Origin of the sequence: Metabacillus sp. B2-18 (assembly GCF_021117275.1) — a bacterium.
Classification (GTDB): Bacteria; Bacillota; Bacilli; order Bacillales; family Bacillaceae; genus Metabacillus.
The window spans coordinates 4,907,466-4,928,962 of the sequence record NZ_CP088245.1; the positions used below are offsets into that span (position 1 = coordinate 4,907,466).

At 38.7% G+C, this 21,497-nt stretch carries 17 protein-coding genes; 4 read left to right on the forward strand and 13 right to left on the reverse strand.

Annotation, left to right across the window (positions count from 1 at the left end; all coding sequences use genetic code 11):
- Positions 1-8: 8 nt before the first annotated feature.
- From LPC09_RS24520 to LPC09_RS24530, 3 genes are all read right to left on the reverse strand, one after another.
- The gene (locus LPC09_RS24520) at positions 9-860 is read right to left on the reverse strand and encodes a 3-hydroxybutyryl-CoA dehydrogenase (RefSeq protein WP_098795404.1); all 852 of its coding nucleotides are present in this window, start codon (positions 858-860) and stop codon (positions 9-11) included.
- A gap of 158 nt (positions 861-1,018) precedes the next feature.
- A complete protein-coding gene (locus LPC09_RS24525) occupies positions 1,019-2,197 on the reverse strand; it encodes an acetyl-CoA C-acetyltransferase (RefSeq protein ID WP_231308659.1) in 1,179 nt (392 codons plus the stop codon).
- 143 nt (positions 2,198-2,340) lie between these two features.
- The gene (locus LPC09_RS24530) at positions 2,341-4,449 is read right to left on the reverse strand and encodes a (Fe-S)-binding protein (protein ID WP_098795402.1); all 2,109 of its coding nucleotides are present in this window, start codon (positions 4,447-4,449) and stop codon (positions 2,341-2,343) included.
- Positions 4,450-4,892: 443 nt separating this feature from the next.
- Here LPC09_RS24530 and cls point away from each other — a divergent pair, with 443 nt between their 5' ends.
- The 3 genes from cls to LPC09_RS24545 all read left to right on the forward strand — a co-directional run bounded on the left by cls (position 4,893) and on the right by LPC09_RS24545 (position 8,954).
- Complete coding sequence (cls, locus tag LPC09_RS24535) at positions 4,893-6,095, forward strand: cardiolipin synthase (protein WP_098795401.1); 1,203 nt, start codon at positions 4,893-4,895, stop codon at positions 6,093-6,095.
- Positions 6,096-6,164: 69 nt separating this feature from the next.
- Complete coding sequence (gene uvsE / locus LPC09_RS24540; protein WP_098795400.1) at positions 6,165-7,121, forward strand: UV DNA damage repair endonuclease UvsE; 957 nt, start codon at positions 6,165-6,167, stop codon at positions 7,119-7,121.
- Positions 7,122-7,295: 174 nt separating this feature from the next.
- Positions 7,296-8,954, forward strand: a complete 1,659-nt coding sequence (locus LPC09_RS24545) for a family 14 glycosylhydrolase (protein WP_098795399.1) — start codon at positions 7,296-7,298, stop codon at positions 8,952-8,954.
- Positions 8,955-9,220: 266 nt separating this feature from the next.
- Here LPC09_RS24545 and argS read toward each other — a convergent pair whose 3' ends face one another.
- The 5 genes from argS to speE all read right to left on the reverse strand — a co-directional run bounded on the left by argS (position 9,221) and on the right by speE (position 15,118).
- A complete protein-coding gene (argS, locus tag LPC09_RS24550; RefSeq protein ID WP_231308660.1) occupies positions 9,221-10,891 on the reverse strand; it encodes an arginine--tRNA ligase in 1,671 nt (556 codons plus the stop codon).
- Positions 10,888-11,319: a YwiB family protein gene (locus tag LPC09_RS24555; protein WP_098795397.1), complete on the reverse strand. Its 432-nt coding sequence runs from the start codon at positions 11,317-11,319 to the stop codon at positions 10,888-10,890. Before LPC09_RS24555 ends, argS begins: the two co-directional genes overlap by 4 nt.
- A gap of 165 nt (positions 11,320-11,484) precedes the next feature.
- Entirely contained in the window at positions 11,485-12,243 is a 759-nt protein-coding gene (locus LPC09_RS24560) for a CAP domain-containing protein (RefSeq protein ID WP_231308661.1), read from the reverse strand.
- A 1,107-nt stretch (positions 12,244-13,350) separates the two neighbouring features.
- On the reverse strand, positions 13,351-14,232 hold the full coding sequence (gene speB / locus LPC09_RS24565; protein ID WP_098795395.1) for an agmatinase: 882 nt from the start codon (positions 14,230-14,232) through the stop codon (positions 13,351-13,353).
- Between the two features lie 55 nt (positions 14,233-14,287).
- Positions 14,288-15,118: a spermidine synthase gene (gene speE / locus LPC09_RS24570; protein WP_098795394.1), complete on the reverse strand. Its 831-nt coding sequence runs from the start codon at positions 15,116-15,118 to the stop codon at positions 14,288-14,290.
- 225 nt (positions 15,119-15,343) lie between these two features.
- On the opposite strand from speE, the gene LPC09_RS24575 reads away from it, so the two are divergent.
- Positions 15,344-17,416: a transglycosylase domain-containing protein gene (locus tag LPC09_RS24575; protein ID WP_231308662.1), complete on the forward strand. Its 2,073-nt coding sequence runs from the start codon at positions 15,344-15,346 to the stop codon at positions 17,414-17,416.
- Between the two features lie 238 nt (positions 17,417-17,654).
- Here LPC09_RS24575 and LPC09_RS24580 read toward each other — a convergent pair whose 3' ends face one another.
- From LPC09_RS24580 to LPC09_RS24600, 5 genes are all read right to left on the reverse strand, one after another.
- Positions 17,655-18,170, reverse strand: a complete 516-nt coding sequence (locus tag LPC09_RS24580) for a YwhD family protein (RefSeq protein WP_231308663.1) — start codon at positions 18,168-18,170, stop codon at positions 17,655-17,657.
- A gap of 21 nt (positions 18,171-18,191) precedes the next feature.
- Positions 18,192-18,866 carry a site-2 protease family protein gene (locus LPC09_RS24585; RefSeq protein WP_098795391.1) on the reverse strand — a complete coding sequence of 225 codons (675 nt, stop codon included), beginning with the start codon at positions 18,864-18,866 and terminating at the stop codon, positions 18,192-18,194.
- 182 nt (positions 18,867-19,048) lie between these two features.
- Positions 19,049-19,570: a YwgA family protein gene (locus LPC09_RS24590; RefSeq protein WP_098795390.1), complete on the reverse strand. Its 522-nt coding sequence runs from the start codon at positions 19,568-19,570 to the stop codon at positions 19,049-19,051.
- 75 nt (positions 19,571-19,645) lie between these two features.
- Complete coding sequence (locus LPC09_RS24595; protein ID WP_098795389.1) at positions 19,646-20,956, reverse strand: HD domain-containing protein; 1,311 nt, start codon at positions 20,954-20,956, stop codon at positions 19,646-19,648.
- A 197-nt stretch (positions 20,957-21,153) separates the two neighbouring features.
- Complete coding sequence (locus LPC09_RS24600; protein ID WP_098795388.1) at positions 21,154-21,378, reverse strand: YuzB family protein; 225 nt, start codon at positions 21,376-21,378, stop codon at positions 21,154-21,156.
- Positions 21,379-21,497 lie beyond the last annotated feature (119 nt).

A 21,497-nucleotide genomic window follows, 5' to 3' on the forward strand; every position in this document is an offset into this window, starting at 1 on the left:
ACCGAAAATTAGGAATACTGATAAAACCCTCTACCAGTTTTTTTTCCAAGCCAGCCTGCTTTCACATACTTCCGTAACAATGGACATGGACGGTATTTATCATCCCCAAAGCCTTCGTGGAGTGTTTCCATAATGTATAAGCATGTGTCTAGTCCAATGAAGTCTGCTAAAGTTAACGGACCCATTGGATGATTCATACCAAGTTTCATCACTTCATCAACTGCTTCCGGCTCTGCCACTCCTTCATACACAGTAAAAATCGCTTCATTGATCATCGGCATTAAAATACGGTTGGAAACGAAGCCTGGGAAGTCTTTTACTTCAACAGGTGTTTTATTTAATTTTTTCGTAAGATCTTCAATTTGCTGATAAACTTCATCAGAAGTAGCAAGCCCGCGGATAATTTCAACCAGCTTCATAACAGGAACAGGATTCATAAAGTGCATGCCGATTACGCGATCGGGTCGTTTTGTAGATGCGGCAATTTCTGTAATTGGTAAGGAAGAAGTGTTTGTTGCCAAAATAACCCCCTCTGGTGCAAGAGTATCGAGTTGCTGGAATAGTGTTGTTTTCACTTCCATTTTTTCAATCACAGCCTCGATAATGAAATCAACTTCTTTGGCATCTTCAATCGAATTAGAAGGTGTTAGTCTCTTTAGAGTTTCATCTTTATCCTGCTCAGAAAGCTTTCCCTTTTCCACTTGCCTTTGTAATTGCTTTTGAATGGAATTTAAACCTTTTTCAGCGATTTCCTGTTTCATGTCATGAAGTATCACTTGAAAGCCTGCCATGGCACATACTTGGGCAATGCCTGAGCCCATTTGTCCGGCACCGATAACCATGATTTTTTGAATATTCATATGGGGCCTCCTCTTTAAATATGGGTTGATTTCTGTATGTTTTATCTAACGGAAATATAGTTTTTAATTTCTAATTCTGTTTAGTGTGCTGAGGTGAGATGTCAGAGGTGAGAATTGAGGCAATCGGGGAGTGCCCGATTGCTCTAATTATTAATGGGTTAAACTTCAATCATGATGGCGTCGCCTTGGCCGCCGCCGCTGCAGATAGCTGCGATGCCGATACCGCCGCCTCTGCGTTTTAGTTCATGAATTAAGGTGATGAGAATTCTTGCTCCACTTGCACCGATTGGGTGACCAATTGCAACAGCCCCACCGTTTACATTTACCTTTTCCGGATCAAGACCGGCAATTTGGTTTGCGGCTAATGCAACGGTTGCAAATGCTTCATTGATTTCAAATAAATCGATATCTTCAACGGTTTTACCCGTTTTGCTTAATAGCTCATTAATGACAAGTCCCGGGGTTTTAGGAAAATCTTCAGCTTCAACAGCTATTGCTGAATGAGCAAGAATGGTTGCAAGAGGCTCTCTGCCTTCACTTTTCGCCCTTTCATCACTCATTAACACAAGAGCTGCTGCTCCGTCATTAATTCCTGGCGCATTACCTGCTGTGATCGTTCCATCATGATCAAAAACAGGGTTCAGCTTTGCTAATCTTTCTATTGATGTGTCTTTACGTGGTGCTTCATCTTTGTCGACCACAATTGGGTCTCCTTTACGCTGTGGTACTTCAACAGCAACTATTTCTTCACCTAAAATTCCCGCTTCCTGAGCAGCAACCGTGCGCTGATGGCTTCTTAATGCCCACTCATCCTGCTGTTGTCGGGTGATTTCAAGCTCTTTTGATGTGCTGTTACCGTATGTGCCCATGTGAACACCAGTAAAGCTACATGTTAATCCATCATAAATCATTAAATCCTTCACAGCATGATCACCCATACGAAATCCCCATCTTGCTTTTGGCATCATATAGGGTGCATTGCTCATTGATTCCATGCCTCCGGCTACAATCACTCCCTCGTCTCCGGCACGAATGATTTGATCTGCCATTGTGACGCTTCTTAGTCCAGATGCACAAACCTTATTTACTGTTTCTGTTTTTACATTCCATGGCAGGTTTGCCGCACGGGCCGCTTGACGCGATGGAATTTGCCCTTGTCCTCCTTGCAGAACATTTCCGATAATCACTTCTTGGACTTCTTCAGGCTGAACACTTGCTCTTGTTAACGCCTCCTTTATGGCGATTCCCCCAAGCTCTGACGCTGTTAATGTTGAAAGAGCTCCACCAAATTTCCCCACAGGTGTTCTGACTCCACTTAAAATAACGGTTTTTGCCATGTTCCTCTCCCCTTTGCAATGTATGTAAATTAAAATTAGTAAACGCTTACAAATAGTGACTGAACGCTCGCTCAATTTTTCTTCAGAGATAAAGAGGGGAAATTCCCCTCTTTCCATTTTATCTTACTTTTCTTTGAAAATGACTATGAAACTAGCTCTTTTTGTTCGCCAAATATCGACTTTTCTAGAAGCTCAGCAACATCATATGTGCTAACCGTTTCTTCTACTTCTTTTGCTTTTGTTCCATCACTTAACATCGTTAAGCAATACGGACAGCCTGAGCTAATCACCGATGGATTCACAGCTAATGCTTGCTCTGTTCTCGCAACGTTAATGCGGCTTCCTGTATCTTCTTCTGTCCACATTAAGCCTCCACCAGCTCCACAGCACATTCCTTTTTCACGATTACGCTCCATTTCAATGAGCTTCACACCAGGAATTGCTTTTAAAATATTACGTGGTGCATCATACACTTCATTGTATCTTCCTAGGTAACAAGAATCGTGGAATGTAATGGTTTCATTAACAGGAAGGCTTGGTTTCAGTCTTCCAGAAGCCACTAGCTCTGCAAGCAATTCTGTATGGTGATAAACCTCTGCTTCTAACCCGAAATCCGGGTATTCATTTTTAAAGATATTATAAGCATGTGGATCGATTGTGACGATCTTTTTCACATCATTTTTTACAAACTCATCAATATTTTTCGTTGCAAGCTCCTGGAATAAAAATTCATTCCCAAGGCGACGCGGTGTATCTCCTGAGTTTTTCTCTTTGTTACCAAGAATCGCAAATTTAACTCCAGCTTCGTTAAGAAGTTTTGCAAAAGATAAAGCAATTTTTTGACTGCGGTTATCGTAAGAGCCCATTGAGCCAACCCAAAATAAGTATTCAAACTCTTCTCCTGATTTGCTCATTTCTTTTACCGTTGGAACGTGTACATCTTCGCGTGCTTCACGCCATGTTTCACGCTCTTTACGGTTAAGTCCCCAAGGATTTCCTTGGCGTTCAATGTTTGTCATTGCACGCTGAGCATCTGCATCCATTTTTCCTTCTGTTAGCACTAGATAACGGCGCATATCAATGATTTTATCAACATGCTCATTCATAACCGGACATTGATCTTCACAGTTACGGCACGTTGTACAAGCCCAAATTTCTTCTTCTGTAATCACATCACCGATTAATGAAGCACTATAGCCAGTTGCTGCCGTTTCTTGCGCACCTGAGCTAGCTGCCATCATTGCAATTTGATTTCCTTTTGTGCCACTGAATGCTACAGCCGGCACCCATGGTTGTTTTTGTGTAACAGCTGCTCCTGTAAAGGTTAAATGGTCACGCAGCTTAATGATCAGGTCCATCGGAGAAAGTATTTTCCCTGTCCCTGTCGCCGGACACATATTTGTACAGCGCCCACATTCAACACATGCATATAAATCAATTAACTGTGGTTGTGTAAAGTCTTCAATTTTGCCAACCCCGAATGATTCTTGTGTTTCATCTTCGAAATCAATTTTTTCAAGTTTACCGGGGTTTGATGTACGGTTAAAGTACACATTCGCAGGCCCGGCAATTAAATGCGCATGCTTTGATTGTGGTACATACACTAAGAACGTTAATAAGAAAAGTAAATGGATCCACCATGCAATATAGAAAATAACAATTGATCCTGTTTCACCTACAAAGCTCAGTAAAAAAGCAAATGATGAGGCAAGTGGCTCAGACCATGTTAGATCATGATCATGCCAGATTAAGCCCATTCCGTTCCCAAGCAATACGGATAGCATTAAACCACCAATAAAAAGTAATACTAGTCCTGATTTAAATCCTCGTTTTAGGCGAACAAGCTTCTCCACATAACGACGGTGAAACGCCCAAACTACGGCAACTAAAATCATAAAGGTGATAATTTCTTGGAAAAACGTAAATGCCGGATACAGCGGTCCAAGCGGCAGATGTGCACCTGGTACTAAGCCTTTAATAATAAAATCAATGGCACCAAATTGAACAAGAATAAAGCCATAGAAAAACATCACATGAATGATTCCACTCTTCTTATCTTTTAAGAGCTTTTTCTGTCCAAACACATTCACCCAAATTTTTTCTAATCTTTCTTTTACCTTTCCATCAAATTCAACTTTTTTGCCTAGCTTAATATAAGCCATTCTTGTACGAATTAAGTAGATGAAAAGATGGAATGCGTAAGCGGTTACAATTAAAAATGCAAGTAAATTTACCCAAAGTAATGCGCCCATGTTGTTTCCCCCAATCTCCCAATTGTTACAGTCTGTTTTTCCCCTTTGCACAACAGTCAGTTTCTTGTTTTCTGAATTTACTTATATCTCTATGATAATAAATGAATGAGCATTCAGTCAATATATTTTTGATGTGTATTTATAAATGGTGGTTGTACAATGTATTCTTGAACTTTTTAAATATTCTTCAAATAATCTTTAAACTTAGTTGGTTTATACCATGTTTTAGTAAATGGTTGATTTCCGCTACAGATTGCTCGCTTTCCGCGGGGCGTGCGGTGCTCCCGCAGGAGTCTCGCATCTTTCGCTACAATCAACCATAAGAAGTTTTACGTCCTGTATCTAATTACATAAAAACAGTTAAAAATGCTCAAGATAAATAGAACTTGCTGATTACTAATATTTACATTCATAAAATCTATGTGCTGCTAGGAGGATGGCGTTTGAACATCGTATTCATTATTTGCTTTATCATAGTGGCAATTATTAGTTGGTGGACGATTGATTATCACCTTGGTAGAAGAAGTCATCTGGCAACAAGCAAGTACACGCAATTTCCTCAACGTAAAAGTGATATTACCCTTATTACAGATGGAGATACTTTATATAAAGATCTTTTTGAGAGCATTAAAAATAGTACAAAAAGTATTCATGTGCTATTCTTCATTGTGAAAAATGATGAGATCAGTCATGAGTTTTTAACGATTTTGGGTGAAAGAGCGAGTCAAGGTGTCGAAGTGCGCCTTTTACTTGACTATGTAGGTAGCTCGAAGCTTACGAAAAAAAGGATTCAAGCTCTAAAAGACAAGGGTGTACGTCTTGCTTTTAGCCATAAACCTAAGTTTCCCTATCTTTTTTATACCCTACAAGCTAGAAATCATCGAAAAATTACAGTTTTAGATGGTAAAACCTCTTATTTAGGCGGCTTTAATATCGGAAAAGAGTATCTTGGAAATGACCCAAAGTTAGGGTATTGGAGAGATTTTCATCTAAAAATAACTGGTGAAGGTACAGCTGATTTACAGAAACAATTTTTAAAGGATTGGTACGACTCTACTGGTGAGGATGATGTAGAAAATCTCGAGTACTACCCTACCCTGCCTTCTGGTAAGAGTGAGCATCTGTTCATTTCTACATATGGAGAAAATCTAAAAAAACACTTTATTTCATTTATTCAGAATGCTAATAAGGAAATTTTAATTTGCTCGCCTTATTTCATTCCAGGTAAAGAAATATTAGACGAGCTATTAGCTGCCACATCAAGAGGTGTGCAAGTCAGAATAATGGTGCCGATGCGAAAGGATCATCCCCTTGTAAAAGAGGCTTCATTCCCTTACTTTGGCCCTCTTTTACTTGCAGGATGTGAAATTTATCGATATTACCATGGCTTCTTTCACGCAAAAATGATTATGATTGACGATCATCTTTGTGACATCGGAACAGCAAACTTTGATAAAAGAAGCTTTTATTTAAACGACGAAATGAACTGCCTTATTTATGACCGCGAATTCATTCAAGAGGTAAAGAAATTTGTTCAAGGTGATTTTGGTCGTTCAGAGTTGTTAACCTATCAGGCATACCAAAGCCGATCTTTTTTTGAAAAAGGAAAGGAAAAGTTTGCTACGTTGGTGTCACATTTTTTGTAATTCATTAGAGTCAGGGTGAGGCCCTCGCAGGCACTTTGGCGCTAAAATCACAACTTTAGGAGGGAGATCATGATTATTCGGTTCGGCTATGTGTCACATGCTCTTTCTCTATGGGATTGTTCACCAGCCAAATCATTAACATTCACAAGATGGAAAAAGCTCGATGAACAAGAACGGCACGATCAATTATTGTTTGTAACGAAGCAAAATCTAGAACACACATTACGAATGATGCACTACAATATTGCCCACGAAATAATGGTATACAGGATGTCATCATCGATTGTTCCGCTTGCCACTCATCCTGAGGTACTTTGGGATTATAAAACACCTTTTAAAGATCTGCTCACTGAAATTGGAGACTTAGTGAAAAAGTATAAGCTGCGGACGAGTTTTCATCCAAATCAATTCACACTGTTTACAAGTGATAAAAAGCATATTACAGAAAATGCAGTTGGCGATATGACCTATCATTATGACTTATTGGATGCGATGGGACTTGCAGATGAAGCCATTATTAACATCCATGTCGGCGGAGCTTACGGTGATAAGACAAAGGCTACAGAGCGATTTCATGAAAATATTAAGAAACTGCCTGGACACATAAAAAGAAGAATGACTCTTGAAAATGATGATAAAACCTATACAACGTCAGAAACATTGGCAATTTGTCAAAAAGAGAAGATTCCCCTTTTATTTGATTATCATCACTACATGGCAAATAAAGATGATGATGAGGATTTCGTAGAACTGCTTCCTACTATTTTTGATACGTGGGATTGGGTCGGTATACACCCAAAAATACATGTTTCCTCTCCAAAGTCTGAGAAGGAATTTCGTAGTCATGCTGATTATGTTGATGCTGAGTTTTTAATGCCGTTATTAAAAGGGTTGAAAGAACTGAATGTTGACGTTGATTTGATGATTGAAGCGAAGCAAAAGGATAGAGCAGCATTGAAGCTTTGTGAGGATGTTGCGAAGATTAGAGGAGTTAAGCGGATTGGTGGCGCTACTATAGAATGGTAGTGCCATTTTCCTATTAAAAATGATAACGTTTTCACTTGATTTATATGTATGATCTGGGTTATCCTTTATGCTACAGCGGTGCTCTTACATTTCATTCTGTGCAATCGGTTGCGCAAATAAACGGTTGTGTAAGCGCTTAAAATAAAACCGTTGTACAACAAAGGAGGATGTAATATGTGTCAATTTTTCAAAAGGTTTGGAATTAGTTTGCTCATTATTCTTCTCACCGTGTCTTCTCTCTTTTCAACCTCAGCAAGCGCAGACATCAAATCAGATTATAAAACATACGTAATGGCACCACTTACGAAAATCACAAACTGGAGTGATTTTGCAAAGCAGTTGGCTACTTTAAAAAGCAATGGGGTATATGCTTTAACAACTGATGTTTGGTGGGGTGATGTTGAAAAAAACGGCAATAATCAATTTGATTGGTCCTATTATCGTCAATATGCACAAACTGTAAGAGAATCAGGACTTAAATGGGTTCCGATCATCTCTACACATCAATGTGGTGGCAATGTTGGTGATGATTGCAATATTCCGATACCAAGCTGGGTTTGGAATTTAGCCTCTACTGATACACTTACTCATAAATCTGAAACCGGCTATGTAAACAAAGAAACATTATCTCCATGGGCAACGGGTGTAATCTCAACACAATATGACGAATTGTATGAATCATTCTCGCAAAATTTCTCAGACTATAAAGATATTATTATAAAAATCTACTTAAGTGGTGGACCTGCGGGTGAATTAAGATTTCCATCCTATGTATCAAGTGACGGTTGGTCCTACCCCTCAAGAGGAAAACTGCAAGCATATACAGATACAGCGAAAAGTGACTTCCGAACGAATATGCAAGCTAAGTATAGTACGTTAACAAACTTAAATACTGCTTGGAAAACAAATCTTACTTCATGGAATCAGGTAAATCCACCTTCAGATGGAGATAACTTCTTCTCCTCAGGTGCTGCCTATAATAGTCAATATGGAAAAGATTTTATGACGTGGTATCAAAATGTTTTAATTAAACATCTTACCTTAATTAGTCAGAAGGCTCATGAAAATTTTGATGCTACATTTGGTGTTCCAGTCGGCGCCAAAATTGCCGGAATCCACTGGAAAATGAATGACCCTTCGATGCCACATGCTGCTGAATACTCAGCTGGTTATTACAACTATGCAAGCATACTTGATCAGTTCAAAGCTAGTAATCTACATCTTACTTTTACATGCTTAGAGATGGACAACAGTCAAGAATTTACAAGCCCGTATTACTCAGCACCGAAGGCTCTTGTTACTCAAATTGCGAATTTGGCAACACAAAGAGGAATCGTGCTTAACGGCGAGAATGCACTGGCTATCTCTAGCTCTGATGCTAGCTATAGTGAGTCTCGCTACCGAAATACAGCACAGCACCTATTCAATGAAGGCTTCAGCGGTTTCACTTTGCTTCGATTAGCAAATGTCGTTCAGTCTAATGGAACAAAAACTGCTGAAATGGACCGCTTTCGAGATATTTTAGCTCTACAGCCGATTAAAGTTAATTTTATCGTTAAAAATGCTCCAACCGCATACGGGGATACTGTTTATGTGACAGGGAACCGCTGGGAAATGGGAATGTGGAACAATCCTGATGGAGACATGATCAAACTAACCTGGGATAACACAAATAAAGACTGGCGTGGAACAGCAAATATTGCAGCTAATCGTTACTATGAATTTAAAGCTGTAATCGTCGGCTCAAATGGAAGTGCAAAAGCATGGGAGCCTAATGGTAATAATACTTGGTCTACTCCTAATATGAGTTCGAATTATACGATTCAGTGGTAAAAATGAGCCCCCTCAGCTTTGCTTTAGGCAAGCTGAGGGGGTTCTTGTGCTTTTGGAGGGGGTATCATCTATTTCGGGCATTTATCCGTGATGCTGAGATTTTATCCGCGATTTCCGAACCCTTATCCGCGATTTCCGAACCGTTATCCGCGATGCTGGGATTTTATCCGCGATTTCCGAACCCTTATCCGCGATGCTGGGATTTTATCCGCGATCCCACAAAAAACCTCAGATGAGCAACTCTCATCTGAGGCAGATTTCTTTTTTTACATCTTTTCAGGTGCAGAAACACCTATGATCGTCAATGCATTTTGTAATGTAACTTGTGTTGCTTTCATTAGGCCTAGTCTTGCGCGGCTTTTTTCTGTGTTTTCAGGATCCAGCACTTTTTCAGCGTTGTAGAAGCTGTGAAGTGTTGATGCTAGGTCATAAATGTAATTTGTAATGCGGTGCGGAATACGTTTTTGAGCTGCTTCCGCTACTGCTTGTGGGAATTCGCCTAGTTTTTTCAGTAAGTCAAATTCTTTTTCTGATGAAATTTCATCTAATTTTAGGTTATCTTCAAATGATAATCCCTGTTCTTCCCCTTGGCGCAGCATGCTGCAAATACGTGCATGAGCATATTGTGCGTAGTATACAGGGTTTTCGTTTGATTTTGAGACAGCAAGATCAAGGTCAAAGTCCATATGTGTATCGGCACTTCTCATCGCGAAGAAGTAACGTACGGCATCAAGACCTACTTCTTCAATCAAATCACGCATAGTAACAGCTTTACCTGTACGTTTACTCATCTTCATTTTTTCACCGTTTTTGTAAAGATGAACAAGCTGAATGATTTCTACTTCAAGAGTATCCTTGCCATAGCCTAGTGCTTCAATTGCTGCCTTCATACGAGGAATGTAGCCGTGGTGGTCTGCTCCCCATACGTTGATTAGCTTTGTAAAGCCACGGTCAAGCTTGTCCTTGTGATAAGCAAGGTCTGGTGTTAAATATGTGTAAGAGCCGTCATTTTTAATTAAAACGCGGTCTTTGTCATCACCGAATGTTGTTGAACGGAACCATGTTGCACCATCTTCTTCATAGATGTGGCCCTTTTCTCTTAACGCAGCAAGGGCATTATCAATTTTTCCGTTGTGATAAAGAGATGTTTCTGAGTACCACACATCAAATGGCACACGGAATTCTTCTAAGTCAGCTTTTAGCTTTGCCATTTCGTATTTTAATCCGTATTCTCTAAAAAAGCTTAAGCGCTCGTCACTTGATTGCTCAACGAATTTATCACCGTGCTCTTCAGCAAGCTTTTTTCCGATGCCAACAATGTCTTCCCCATGGTAGCCATCCTCAGGCATTTCTGTATCCTTACCTAGTGCTTGGAAGTAACGCGCTTCTACTGAAAGAGCTAAGTTGTTAATTTGGTTTCCGGCATCATTAATGTAGTACTCACGAGATACATCGTACCCAGCTTTTGCTAATACGTTACATAATGAATCACCTACAGCAGCTCCACGTGCATGACCTAAGTGAAGGTCGCCTGTTGGATTTGCAGAAACAAACTCTACTTGAACTTTTTCTTTGTTTCCTACGTTTATTTCACCGTAGCTTTCGCCAGCCTTTAGGATGTTTGGAATTAAGTCTGAAAGGTAGCTGTTATTCATGTAAAAGTTAATGAACCCAGGGCCAGCAATTTCAATTTTTTCAATTGAACCTTTTTCTTTATCGAAGTTTTCAACAATTGCTTCTGCAATCGCGCGTGGTGCCTTTTTCGCTACACGTGCAAGTTGCATCGCCATGTTTGTTGAATAATCTCCATGTGCCTTTTCCTTTGGAAGTTCTAATAATACATCTGGAATTTGCGCTTCTTCAGCTAAACCAGCTTTTAAAACGGAAGCTTTGATTTCATCTTTTAACCGTTCTTTGACTTGCTCAACGATATTCATTGATACTCCTCCTTATAGGTAATCATCAGTTTATGTACATGCTTTTCATTTTCATCTATTTGCAAATCATATAAAATAACGAGCTTATCTTCAAGCTCTGTTTTTTCTTTTGTTAGTGATTTTGTATATGTTTCTAATTGAAGCTTGCCAAATGGTGTACCATAATCGGTTAGTGTTACCTCATCTTCGATAAAACGCTGTTTCATCGTAACCGCACCAGATCGCATAACCATAACCTCACGATCAGCAATTTTCACAGTTGTTTTGACAGATCCGAGTTCATGAGTTTCATCATAACGGAGATAAATGGTTTTCCCCTTTAAAAAGTATTCACCTGTTGTTGAAACCTCAATCGTTTCTTTATCATCATCATGTTGATTCTGGATCTCCGACAACACATGGATTCTAATAGGCGTGCTTTCTGACATGTAGACACTCCCTTTCCATCATTCTCCTTTAACTTTAATAGTATAAAGAACACATTGCAACTACGCAAGAGAGAAAAATTCGGTGCCTGTCACTTCCCGAAGTTTGTCGAACGAGTTGGAAGACCACAAAAAAACAACCAGCTAATGCTGGCTGCTTCTCTTAACTTATTTCCCAATAAACTGCTGAGTCCAATAGTTACCTTCCGCTACATAACCTACCCCAATGTGAGTAAAGTTTGAACTTAGGATGTTTGCACGGTGGCCTGAGCTGTTCATCCACGCGTTTACAACTTCTTGTGGAGTGCGTTGGCCTTTTGCGATGTTTTCGCCTGCTGTACGGTATGTTACGCCAAATTTCTTCATCATATCAAACGGTGAGCCGTATGTTGGGCTTGTATGTGAAAAGTAGTTATTTTTTTGCATGTCTAATGATTTCTCACGGGCTACTTTGCTTAGTGTGAAATCAACTTTTAAAGCTGGTAGACCTTGTTTTGCACGTTCTTGGTTTGTTAAATCTACTACTTGCTGCTCGTATTGACTTAGCTGGTAGCTAGCTTGCTCAGTTGTTTGTTCTGTTTGAGCTGGTTGCTGTGTAGTCGGCTGTTGAGTAGTAGGTTCCTGAGTCGTTGGCTGCTCAGCTGTTGGTTGTTGAGTATCAGGCTCTTGAGTTGTTGGCTTCTGCTCTACTTTTGTTGGTTCTTCCTTAGTAGTTGTTTCTGGTTGTTGTGTTGGTTGTTGAATTTTAAATTGACTATAATATTTTTGTAGCAGAGCATTAATGCGCTCCATATCAACATTACCAGATTGATAATAGTAAACTTTTGATTGTGTAGTGTTTGAAGCCGCATCAGCTTTATCAACGATTGGATTTGCCATTAATAATGCTGCACCTGCTACGACTGACAATATGATTTTCTTTTTCATATGTTTCATCCTCCCTTATCAACTGCTTGCTGACGAACATATCGTATCATGTGTTTTTTTGTCATAATTAAGGGAGAATTTAACAATATTAGATTTTATGATGTTTTAATAGGTTAAAGGTCATATCATTTTTCAGACTCTATCAGGTGCTTCATAGAAAAAATAGACCTTCCGCTTTACTATGAATAATTTCCTATAAATATTTAAAAAATGGATTTTACACCAAATTTTTGTCCTTAAAATCCTGTTGACAGGTTTTTGTAAACAGTTAGGATATTACATTTATATCCGCTGTGTTACAAAGGTTAAGATTATTTCAGCTACCAGCCTGAAAGCATCGTAATGGGATCGTTTAATGTCTCTTAATATACTTTTTCCTAACTTCGGACTTAGCAAAAAAACTATTCTGCCTAAAAGGGTTCGCATTTCCTTTTATGCATGCTTTTATCGCTTCTTTGCTTGAAAATCATACGGAAATGGATATTTCTTACATACCCTTTCACCTTTATCGTCTTTTTTACTTTTTTTTAGGCTTTACGAATGGTTTTATCCTGCCTATCTTGCTAGAAGCATTCGTATTTACCCTTTACGCATGCTTTTATCGCTTTTTTGCTTGGAAACCATACAGAAATGGATATTTCTTACATATCCTTTCACCTTTATCGTCTTTTTTACCTTTTTTTGGGTTTTTCGAATGGTTTTCTCCTACCTATCTTGCTAGAAGCATTCGTATTTACCCTTTACGCATGCTTTTATTGCTTCTTTGCTTGAAAATCATACGAAAGTGGATATTTCTTACATATCCTTTCACCTTTATCGTCCTTTTTACCTTTTTTTAGGTTTATCGGATGGTTTTCTCCTACCTATCTTGCTAAAAGCATTCGTATTTACCTTTTACGGATGCTTTTATTGCTTCTTTGCTTGAAAACCATACGTATTTATAAATCAAACCTATTCCAAAATGTTTTTAAAATTAAAAGCGTTCACGGACCATTATTACATACAAAAAGCACCGCATTTCGCGGTGCCGTGCCCATTAGCTATACATTTTACCGTCCAATGACGACAGTAAACAGAACCCGTAAAAAATATAGGGCCTCTCTCTTCTTACCCTTTTTTCTGCACTAGACCAAGAATCATTTCTCTAATAATTTTACTCGCTGTGTTTGCTGTTTGCTCAGAATGATCATAAATTGGCGCAACCTCAACTAAATCTGAACCAACAACACGTACATCTGAATGAGCAATTTCATGAATAGATGCTAAAAGTTCTTTTGATGTGATACCACCAGCGTCCACGGTACCTGTCCCCGGTGCATGTGCAGGGTCAAGGACATCAATGTCAATTGTTAAGTAAACCGGACGACCTGCAAGGGTTGGTAAAACTTTTTTTAATGGCTCAAGTACTTCAAACTTCGAGATGTGCATGCCCACTTCTTTTGCCCAACGGAACTCTTCTTTCATACCAGAGCGAATTCCGAACGAGTAAACATTTGTTGGTCCGATGTGATCTGCAATTTTTTTGATTGGTGTTGAATGTGATAAAGGCTCACCTTCATAATCATCACGAAGATCTGTATGGGCATCAAAGTGAATAATCGCAAGATCTGGGTACTTTTTGTACATAGCTTTCATCACAGGCCAAGAAACTAGATGCTCTCCACCCATGCCTAGTGGGTATTTTCCGTCTGCAAGTAACTGATCGATATATTCCTCAATCATATCAATGCTTTTTTGCGGGTTTCCGAAAGGCAGTGGGATGTCACCAGCATCGAAGTATTTTACTTCTTCAAGCTCTTTATCTAAATATGGGCTGTATTCTTCAAGTCCGATTGATACTTCACGAATACGAGACGGGCCAAAGCGTGAACCTGGGCGGTAGCTTACTGTCCAGTCCATTGGCATCCCGTAAATTACAGCTTCACTTTCTTCATAGCTTGGATGACTTTTAATAAAAACATTACCTGAATAGGCTTCATCAAATTTCATTGAGTTTTTCCTCCGTTCTTAAAAAAAGTGAGGCTTTACCCTCACTTTGTCTTTTTTATTTAATTAAGTCGCTAACAAACTTCGGTAAAACAAAGCACGCTTTGTGAAGTTCTTTCGTGTAGTATTTTGTTTCGATTTCGTGAAAACGCTCTTCACTGACTTCAAGTGGATCGTATTTTTTAGAACCAATTGTGAATGTCCATAATCCACTTGGATATGTTGGGATGTTCGCTGTGTATAGACGTGTGATTGGGAAGATTTCTTTTACGTCACGTTGAACATTTGTAATTAATTCTGGTGTGAACCAAGGGTTGTCCGTTTGCGCAACGAAAACACCATCCTCTTTAAGTGCTTTTGAAATACCAGCATAGAAGCCTTTTGTAAATAAGTTTACGGCAGGTCCCATTGGTTCTGTAGAATCAACCATGATTACGTCATATTCATTTTCGCTTTCAGCAATATGCATGAAGCCGTCGCCCACTTTTACCTCTACACGTGGATCGTCAAGTTTTCCTGCAATTTCAGGAAGGAATTTTTTTGAGTACTCAATTACTTTTCCATCAATATCAACAAGTGTTGCTTTCTTCACTTGTGGGTGCTTAAGAACTTCGCGAATAACGCCACCGTCTCCACCACCAACAACTAATACGTTCTCAGGGTTTGGGTGTGTAAATAAAGGAACATGCGCAACCATTTCGTGGTATACGAATTCGTCCTTTTGAGACGTCATAACCATTCCATCAAGAAATAGCATGTTGCCGAACTCTTCTGTTTCAACCATTTCTAAATATTGAAAATCTGTTTGCTCTGTATGTAACGTTTGCTTCACTTTTAATGTAATCCCAAAATTCTTCGTTTGTTTCTCTGTGTACCATAATTCACTCATGTAAAACCATCCTTTCAAATTGGAACAAGGGGACAGGTTCTGTGTCCCATTTTTATGGGACACAGAACCTGTCCCCCTGTCCTTCAAACTATAGATGAATCTAGCAGATATTGAGGAAAAAATCTATGACTTTTTTTCAAAATGTTTAAAAAGTCGGAAAAAATCCCATAATGGCTAACAGTATGCTCATTCGAAAAATCAATACTTGTAGAGGAGGTGAGCATGATGGATGTGATTACACCGAAACGAATTAAAATCACATTAAAGACATTACGTGCCATAACATTTATTAGTTTGTTATTACTTGTCTTTTTGTCGACAGTTATATTAAGTATTGTTTTATACGCAAAATGGCAAGGACCTCCTTCTTTATCCGTTCCACAATCAACGATTATTTATGCAAATGATGGATCAAAAATAGGAGAATTACATAATGGACAAAAACGATATTGGGTTAATCTTGACGATATATCTCAACATGTTATAAATGCGACCATTTCCATTGAGGACCAAAGCTTTTATGAACATAACGGATTTGACTATAAGCGGATAGCTGGTGCAGCTTTGGCTGATTTAAAAGCAATGGCAAAGGTCCAGGGAGCTAGTACTATTACACAGCAATATGCGCGAAATCTTTTTCTAAAGCATGAAAAAACATGGCAACGAAAAGCAAATGAAGCTCTCTATACCATTCGGTTGGAGCAGAATTATAGCAAAGATAATATCCTAGAGGGTTATTTAAATACGATTTATTATGGACATGGTGTTTATGGAATTCAGGCCGCGTCAAATTACTATTTTGGCAAAAACGCAAGTGAACTAACACTTCCTGAAGCTGCTTTACTTGCCGGTATTCCGAAAGGACCTAATTTATACTCTCCTTATGTGAACCGCGAGAAAGCCGAAGAAAGACAGCATGTTATTTTACATACGATGCAAAATGAAGGCTATCTTACTGAGAAGCAATTACAAGAGGCCGTTTCAACGGAACTCGTTTATAAAACAAAGACGGAAAAAGTTGAAAAAGGATTTGCAGGTTATTTTCAGGATGCGGCCATGAGTGAGCTGTCAGATAAACTAGATTTAGACGTTCAGGCTGTACAAACACAAGGCTTAAAGATTTATACAACACTAGATGTAAACATGCAGGAAAAAGCCGAGGAAATTGTTGCAGAAACCATATCCAAAGAATCTGACATCCAAACAGGGATGGTTGCAATTGATCCTAAAACAGGCTATGTTAAAGCATTAATCGGTGGCCGTAATTATGAAGAAAGTCCATTCAATCGTGCCATCCAAGCAAAAAGGCAGCCCGGCTCAACCATTAAGCCTTTGCTCTATTACTCAGCGATCATGAAAGGCTTCACTCCGGCAACAGAAATGAAAAGTGAGCCAACTTCTTTTTCCTATGATGATGGAAAAGCGACCTATAAACCGAGTAATTATAACGATTATTATGCCAATGACTTTATTACGATGCTCCAGGCAATCGCTCTTTCTGATAATGTTTTTGCGGTAAAAACTCATATGTTCATTGGCATGGAGGAACTAATCAAAACAGGTGAATTAATGGGACTTTCAACAAAAATCAAGGAAAATCCGTCTGCAGCACTAGGAACATCACCTGTTCGTCTCCTAGATATTGTAAATGCTTATGGAATTCTCGGTAACGGTGGCAAAAAAATAGAACCGACCTTTATTACAAAAATTGAGGATGCACAAGGTGAGGTCATTTACAAAGCAGATCGCGAGAAAGAACAAGTCCTTAATGAGCAAGCTGCTTTTGTTACGACTCATATGATGAAAGGAATGTTTGATACTTCTATTAATGATTACACATCTGTCACTGGACACAGCATCGCTGATTCCTTAACAAGAGATTATGCCGGAAAATCTGGTACAACCTCAACAGACAGCTGGATGATTGGAATGGCTCCACAACTCGTCACAGGTGTCTGGACAGGGTATGATAAAGGCAAAACAATCGACCTTGTCCAAGAACGTAGCTACGCAAAAACGATTTGGTCCACCTTTATGGAAGAAGCTCTCGACAAACAGTCTGTGAAAGCATTCCGTCCACCTGATGGAGTGGTTGGCGTGTATATTAATCCAGCTAGCGGTAAGCTCGCTACAAAGGACTGCCCCGTTCGCAGATTAACCTACTTTATTGCAGGCACTGAACCTACTCAATATTGTGAAGAACATATCGATGAGTTGAATGGTTTGGATAAAGAACAAAAGCCTGAGGAGCAGAAAAAAGAAGGCTGGTTTGATAAGTACTTTAAGTGGTGGGATTAGATAACGACGGCTAGACTGAGGTGCTTATAATCGATGGCGAAATCTGAGAATCGCGGATATTCCTAAAATTGCTGATATCACCAGTCATCTATAAAATAAATAAAAAACCCCGAGCAAACAAGTCGCTCGGGGTTTTTTATGTCCTAGTTTTATAACTGTATATCTAGTCTACTAATTTTCCCAGTGAACCACAAGAATTTACTTATTTGTTCACGTAATTTTCACACTTTGGACAAATTTAATGAGCTGTGTTCAAATTGTCCTTTAACTTTTGCTCAGAATTCTCCCACATATTTGGGTCATGTTTTTTCAGAAAATCTGTAAGAATTTCTTTTGAACGGTCATCCATGTGATCAACGATGATATGGCGTTTGATTGATTTATCCATGCGGTTTACATGCTCTGGAAGAGATTTGTATCCTCTTCTAATGCTACGGTCGACCGTCATTTCACATGCAGTTACTCCTGCATAATAAGGACCTTCTGTTTTGCGGTCAATGGTCACCCACACTAACCAATATGGTTTGCCATTCGGTACTTCTTCTTTCGTTTTAAGGAACTTAATTCCCTTTTCCACAACACTTCTCGCATGCATTGCACCGATATCAACAAAGGCTTCTCCTTCTTCGATATCAACAAAAACTGGTGAAACATTATCAAGGCTAAGCGCTCCAACGCCATAGCCGCCATGACCGTCTGTAGGGTCACTTTTTATAATATTAAAGCCAATGCTTTTTTTCTTTTTTTCTTCCATATTGGACCTCCTAACTTGTTTTTACAATAAAGGACTAAGCAAAAAGTGGAATGTGTTCATCACGATTGCTCTTCCTACTTCAAATATTGGTTGAATAATATACGCATCTAATGGTGTAATCACAAGGATTAAGAAAATAATGATTCCATAGCTCTCATACTGTGTCATCTTTGAGCGGATATGTGTTGGTGCTAAATCTTCGATAATTCTGTATCCATCCAGTGGTGGAAACGGAAGCAAATTAAAAATAAATAAAATCACATTAAGAGACACAAAAATATTAAAAAACTGTTCAAGGCTTGTTACCATATTGTCTGGCAGTGCAGAAACAGCATTCGTTGTTAATAATATATACCAAATGGCTGTTCCTATAAAAGCAAGCACCAAGTTACTTAACGGACCAGCGATGGAAACCAACACACCTGCCAGGCGTGGACGTTTGAAAAAGTAACGATTTACCGGAACAGGTCTTGCCCAACCGAATCCTGCTATAAAAATAAGGATCGTACCAAATGGATCTAAATGGGCCAGTGGATTTAGTGTTAATCTCCCCTGCCGCTCTGCCGTCGGATCACCGAATTTATAAGCCACATAGGCATGAGCAAATTCATGGAGAGTAAAAGCCACCATAAGTGTAATGATTACATATGGAAACACTTCTAACGGAAACGCTAAAAAGCTACTAAAGTCGTTCATTTTTAACCCCTTTGGTTTTTAAAGTATGTAGGAATCACTCTATTATATGAAAGATCTTGAGGATTCATTATTCTTCTAGCTTAACATGTTACATACTAGATGTTCGACTAAAGTATACTATATTTAGCCTAAAATGAAAAAGACACGCCCGTTAATAGATGATAAAAAAACCGCCAAAAATATTAATTTTTGACGGCCTCATTTTTCACAAGGTTTTTAATCGATTTAATATATTCATATGCATCAGCGATTTCTTCTTCTGTATAGCGCTGCTTGCTTTTTAGCGTGAATACTTTTTCCTTCACTTCTTCTTCTGTTAGTCCTTCAAAGTATAAAACGGTTGAGACTAATTCTAAAAAGCGAGAACTTTGTTCATTTAAGTTTAGCATACATTCCTTGAGTGGTGGCATGTCCAGGTCATAGTGTCCGAGAAATTCACTTCCTGTATCTGTTAAGGAATATCTGTATTGAAAATATCCACCCTTTTTTTCATGAACTTCCTCTAAAAAGCCTAGGTTGCAAAGCTCTTCAATTCGTAAAGTAAGCTCTTCTGAATATGGTCCGTAAAAGTGGAAATTGTATTTTTCATAAAAAGGCAGATCAATCTTTTTTGCAATATAAATCATTTTTTGCAGTTTTTTCCGACCAATGATTTCCCCAGCAGATGAAATAACCTTCATCAGCTTTGCATGTTCTTTCATCAATGCCCCGTCATCTCCTAACTCTTTCTTTGTTTCATCGTTAAAAAATTTATGTTTAGTCTCAAGATGAGGACGTGATCATTCCTCTTTCTTTTTATCTAAGTTCAGTAACTCAAGAATCTTCTTCTTAGCAGCTTTTTTCGTTGAAAAGTCTTCTAATAAGTCCAATGGAAAATATAATTTATGGTCCGTTCTTCTTTTTCCAGAAATAGCATCCACAATCTCTGATTCTCTTGATAATTCTCGCAAATCACCGTTAGACATTAATAAATGAATAGGTAACCGTTCCTCTTCTTCACCTGGACGGTAAAAATCATAAGGCAGATCTGAGGAGGAATCTACTACAAGATAGTACTCCGGATCAATTCCAGCCTTTTTAAATAGAGTTGTAAGCTCCATTAGTGTCATCATTTGGACATTTGGATTGAACTCCACATATTTAAAGAGCTGACGGTTCATAAAACGACAGCATAAGTCACGTAATATAAGATCGTCTTCATCTTGCCAAGCTTGGAAATAATACAAAATAATGGATTCATCCAGCTTTAAGTAATCCTGAAGAGTTAGCTCTTCTTCAAATAAGGAATAAAAATGAATAGGATCATGTTTGAAGGTATAAAACTCTTGGTGGAGTTGTTTTGCACGATGAAGGATTTTGGTTAAAATCACTTCAGCACTGCGCGTAACCGGGTGAAAATACACCTGCCAATACATTTGATATCGGCTCATAATGTAATCTTCAACGGCATGCATACCACTGCTTTTAATGACAACCTGATCCTCACGCGGTCTCATTACCCGTAAAATCCGTTCCATATCAAAGTGGCCATAGCTAACACCAGTGTAATAAGCATCACGTTGCAGATAATCCATACGATCAGCATCAATCTGGCTAGATATTAAACTAACAACCTGTTTCTTTTCATAGGTTTTGGCAATAACCTCTGCGACCTTTTTAGGAAAATCTTCTTCCACTTCTTTTAACACTGAGTTTACCTCAGTATCTCCTAGTATAATCATCTGAGTAAAATCTTCATGATCAAGGTGGAATACCTTTTCGAATGAGTGAGAAAACGGACCATGACCTAAATCATGTAATAAAGCCGCACAAAGGCATAACAGCCTTTCTTCATCATCCCATTCCGGTCTTCCTTTAAAAACATCATCAACGATTCTGCGCACAATTTCATAAACACCTAATGAATGGTTAAATCGACTATGCTCAGCACCATGAAAGGTTAGATAGGTTGTCCCTAATTGACGTATTCTTCTTAAACGCTGAAATTCCTTCGTACCGATCAGATCCCAAATGAGCTTATCACGTACATGAATATAGCGGTGAACGGGATCCTTAAATACCTTTTCTTCAGACAACTTTCTATTTTTCATTGTCTTCCACTTCCGTTCTAACTTAATCACTAATACCTAATCTTTCTCTCATCACTACATCATCTATTATATCGGGTTCCATTCGACAATCCCACCCATAATTCGGAAATCCGTTCGACAAACTTCGGGGAGTGACAGGCACCACAAAACCCAGTCCCCAAACAAAAACATCACCATGCATTTAACACAAGGTGATGTTATTTTCCCAATTTCTTTTCGATCTTTTCGATGAGTTCGTCTTCTGTTAGTGCAGCTAGTGGACGGTTGTTAACAAAGGCGAATGCTTTTTTTCTGCCTGGTCCACAGTAAGATTGACATGCAATGTCTATTGTAGCTTCTGAATCTATTTTTTTTAATTTTGGTATGAGTGTTTTAATGTTTGTTGCTTGACAATCATCACAAATTCGAAATTCATTTGCCATCGATTATCCAGTCCCTTCTATTCGAACGGTACAATTCTACCGTTTTTTCACTAAGAGACATTTTACCTTGATTCGACCTGTGATGCAAGTACGCTGAAGCTAGGCTCTTGTCATATTTC

Coding starts and splice junctions, on each gene's coding strand:
- LPC09_RS24575 (WP_231308662.1), top strand. CDS start 15,344: ATGGATGTGATTACACCGAAACGAATTAAAATCACATTAAAGACATTA.
- LPC09_RS24585 (WP_098795391.1), bottom strand. CDS start 18,866: ATGAACGACTTTAGTAGCTTTTTAGCGTTTCCGTTAGAAGTGTTTCCA.
- speE (WP_098795394.1), bottom strand. CDS start 15,118: ATGAGTGAATTATGGTACACAGAGAAACAAACGAAGAATTTTGGGATT.
- LPC09_RS24525 (WP_231308659.1), bottom strand. CDS start 2,197: ATGGCAAAAACCGTTATTTTAAGTGGAGTCAGAACACCTGTGGGGAAA.
- LPC09_RS24545 (WP_098795399.1), top strand. CDS start 7,296: ATGTGTCAATTTTTCAAAAGGTTTGGAATTAGTTTGCTCATTATTCTT.
- LPC09_RS24560 (WP_231308661.1), bottom strand. CDS start 12,243: ATGAAAAAGAAAATCATATTGTCAGTCGTAGCAGGTGCAGCATTATTA.
- argS (WP_231308660.1), bottom strand. CDS start 10,891: ATGAATATCGTTGAGCAAGTCAAAGAACGGTTAAAAGATGAAATCAAA.
- LPC09_RS24555 (WP_098795397.1), bottom strand. CDS start 11,319: ATGTCAGAAAGCACGCCTATTAGAATCCATGTGTTGTCGGAGATCCAG.
- LPC09_RS24600 (WP_098795388.1), bottom strand. CDS start 21,378: ATGGCAAATGAATTTCGAATTTGTGATGATTGTCAAGCAACAAACATT.
- LPC09_RS24580 (WP_231308663.1), bottom strand. CDS start 18,170: ATGGAAGAAAAAAAGAAAAAAAGCATTGGCTTTAATATTATAAAAAGT.
- uvsE (WP_098795400.1), top strand. CDS start 6,165: ATGATTATTCGGTTCGGCTATGTGTCACATGCTCTTTCTCTATGGGAT.
- LPC09_RS24520 (WP_098795404.1), bottom strand. CDS start 860: ATGAATATTCAAAAAATCATGGTTATCGGTGCCGGACAAATGGGCTCA.
- speB (WP_098795395.1), bottom strand. CDS start 14,232: ATGAAATTTGATGAAGCCTATTCAGGTAATGTTTTTATTAAAAGTCAT.
- LPC09_RS24595 (WP_098795389.1), bottom strand. CDS start 20,956: ATGAAAAATAGAAAGTTGTCTGAAGAAAAGGTATTTAAGGATCCCGTT.
- LPC09_RS24530 (WP_098795402.1), bottom strand. CDS start 4,449: ATGGGCGCATTACTTTGGGTAAATTTACTTGCATTTTTAATTGTAACC.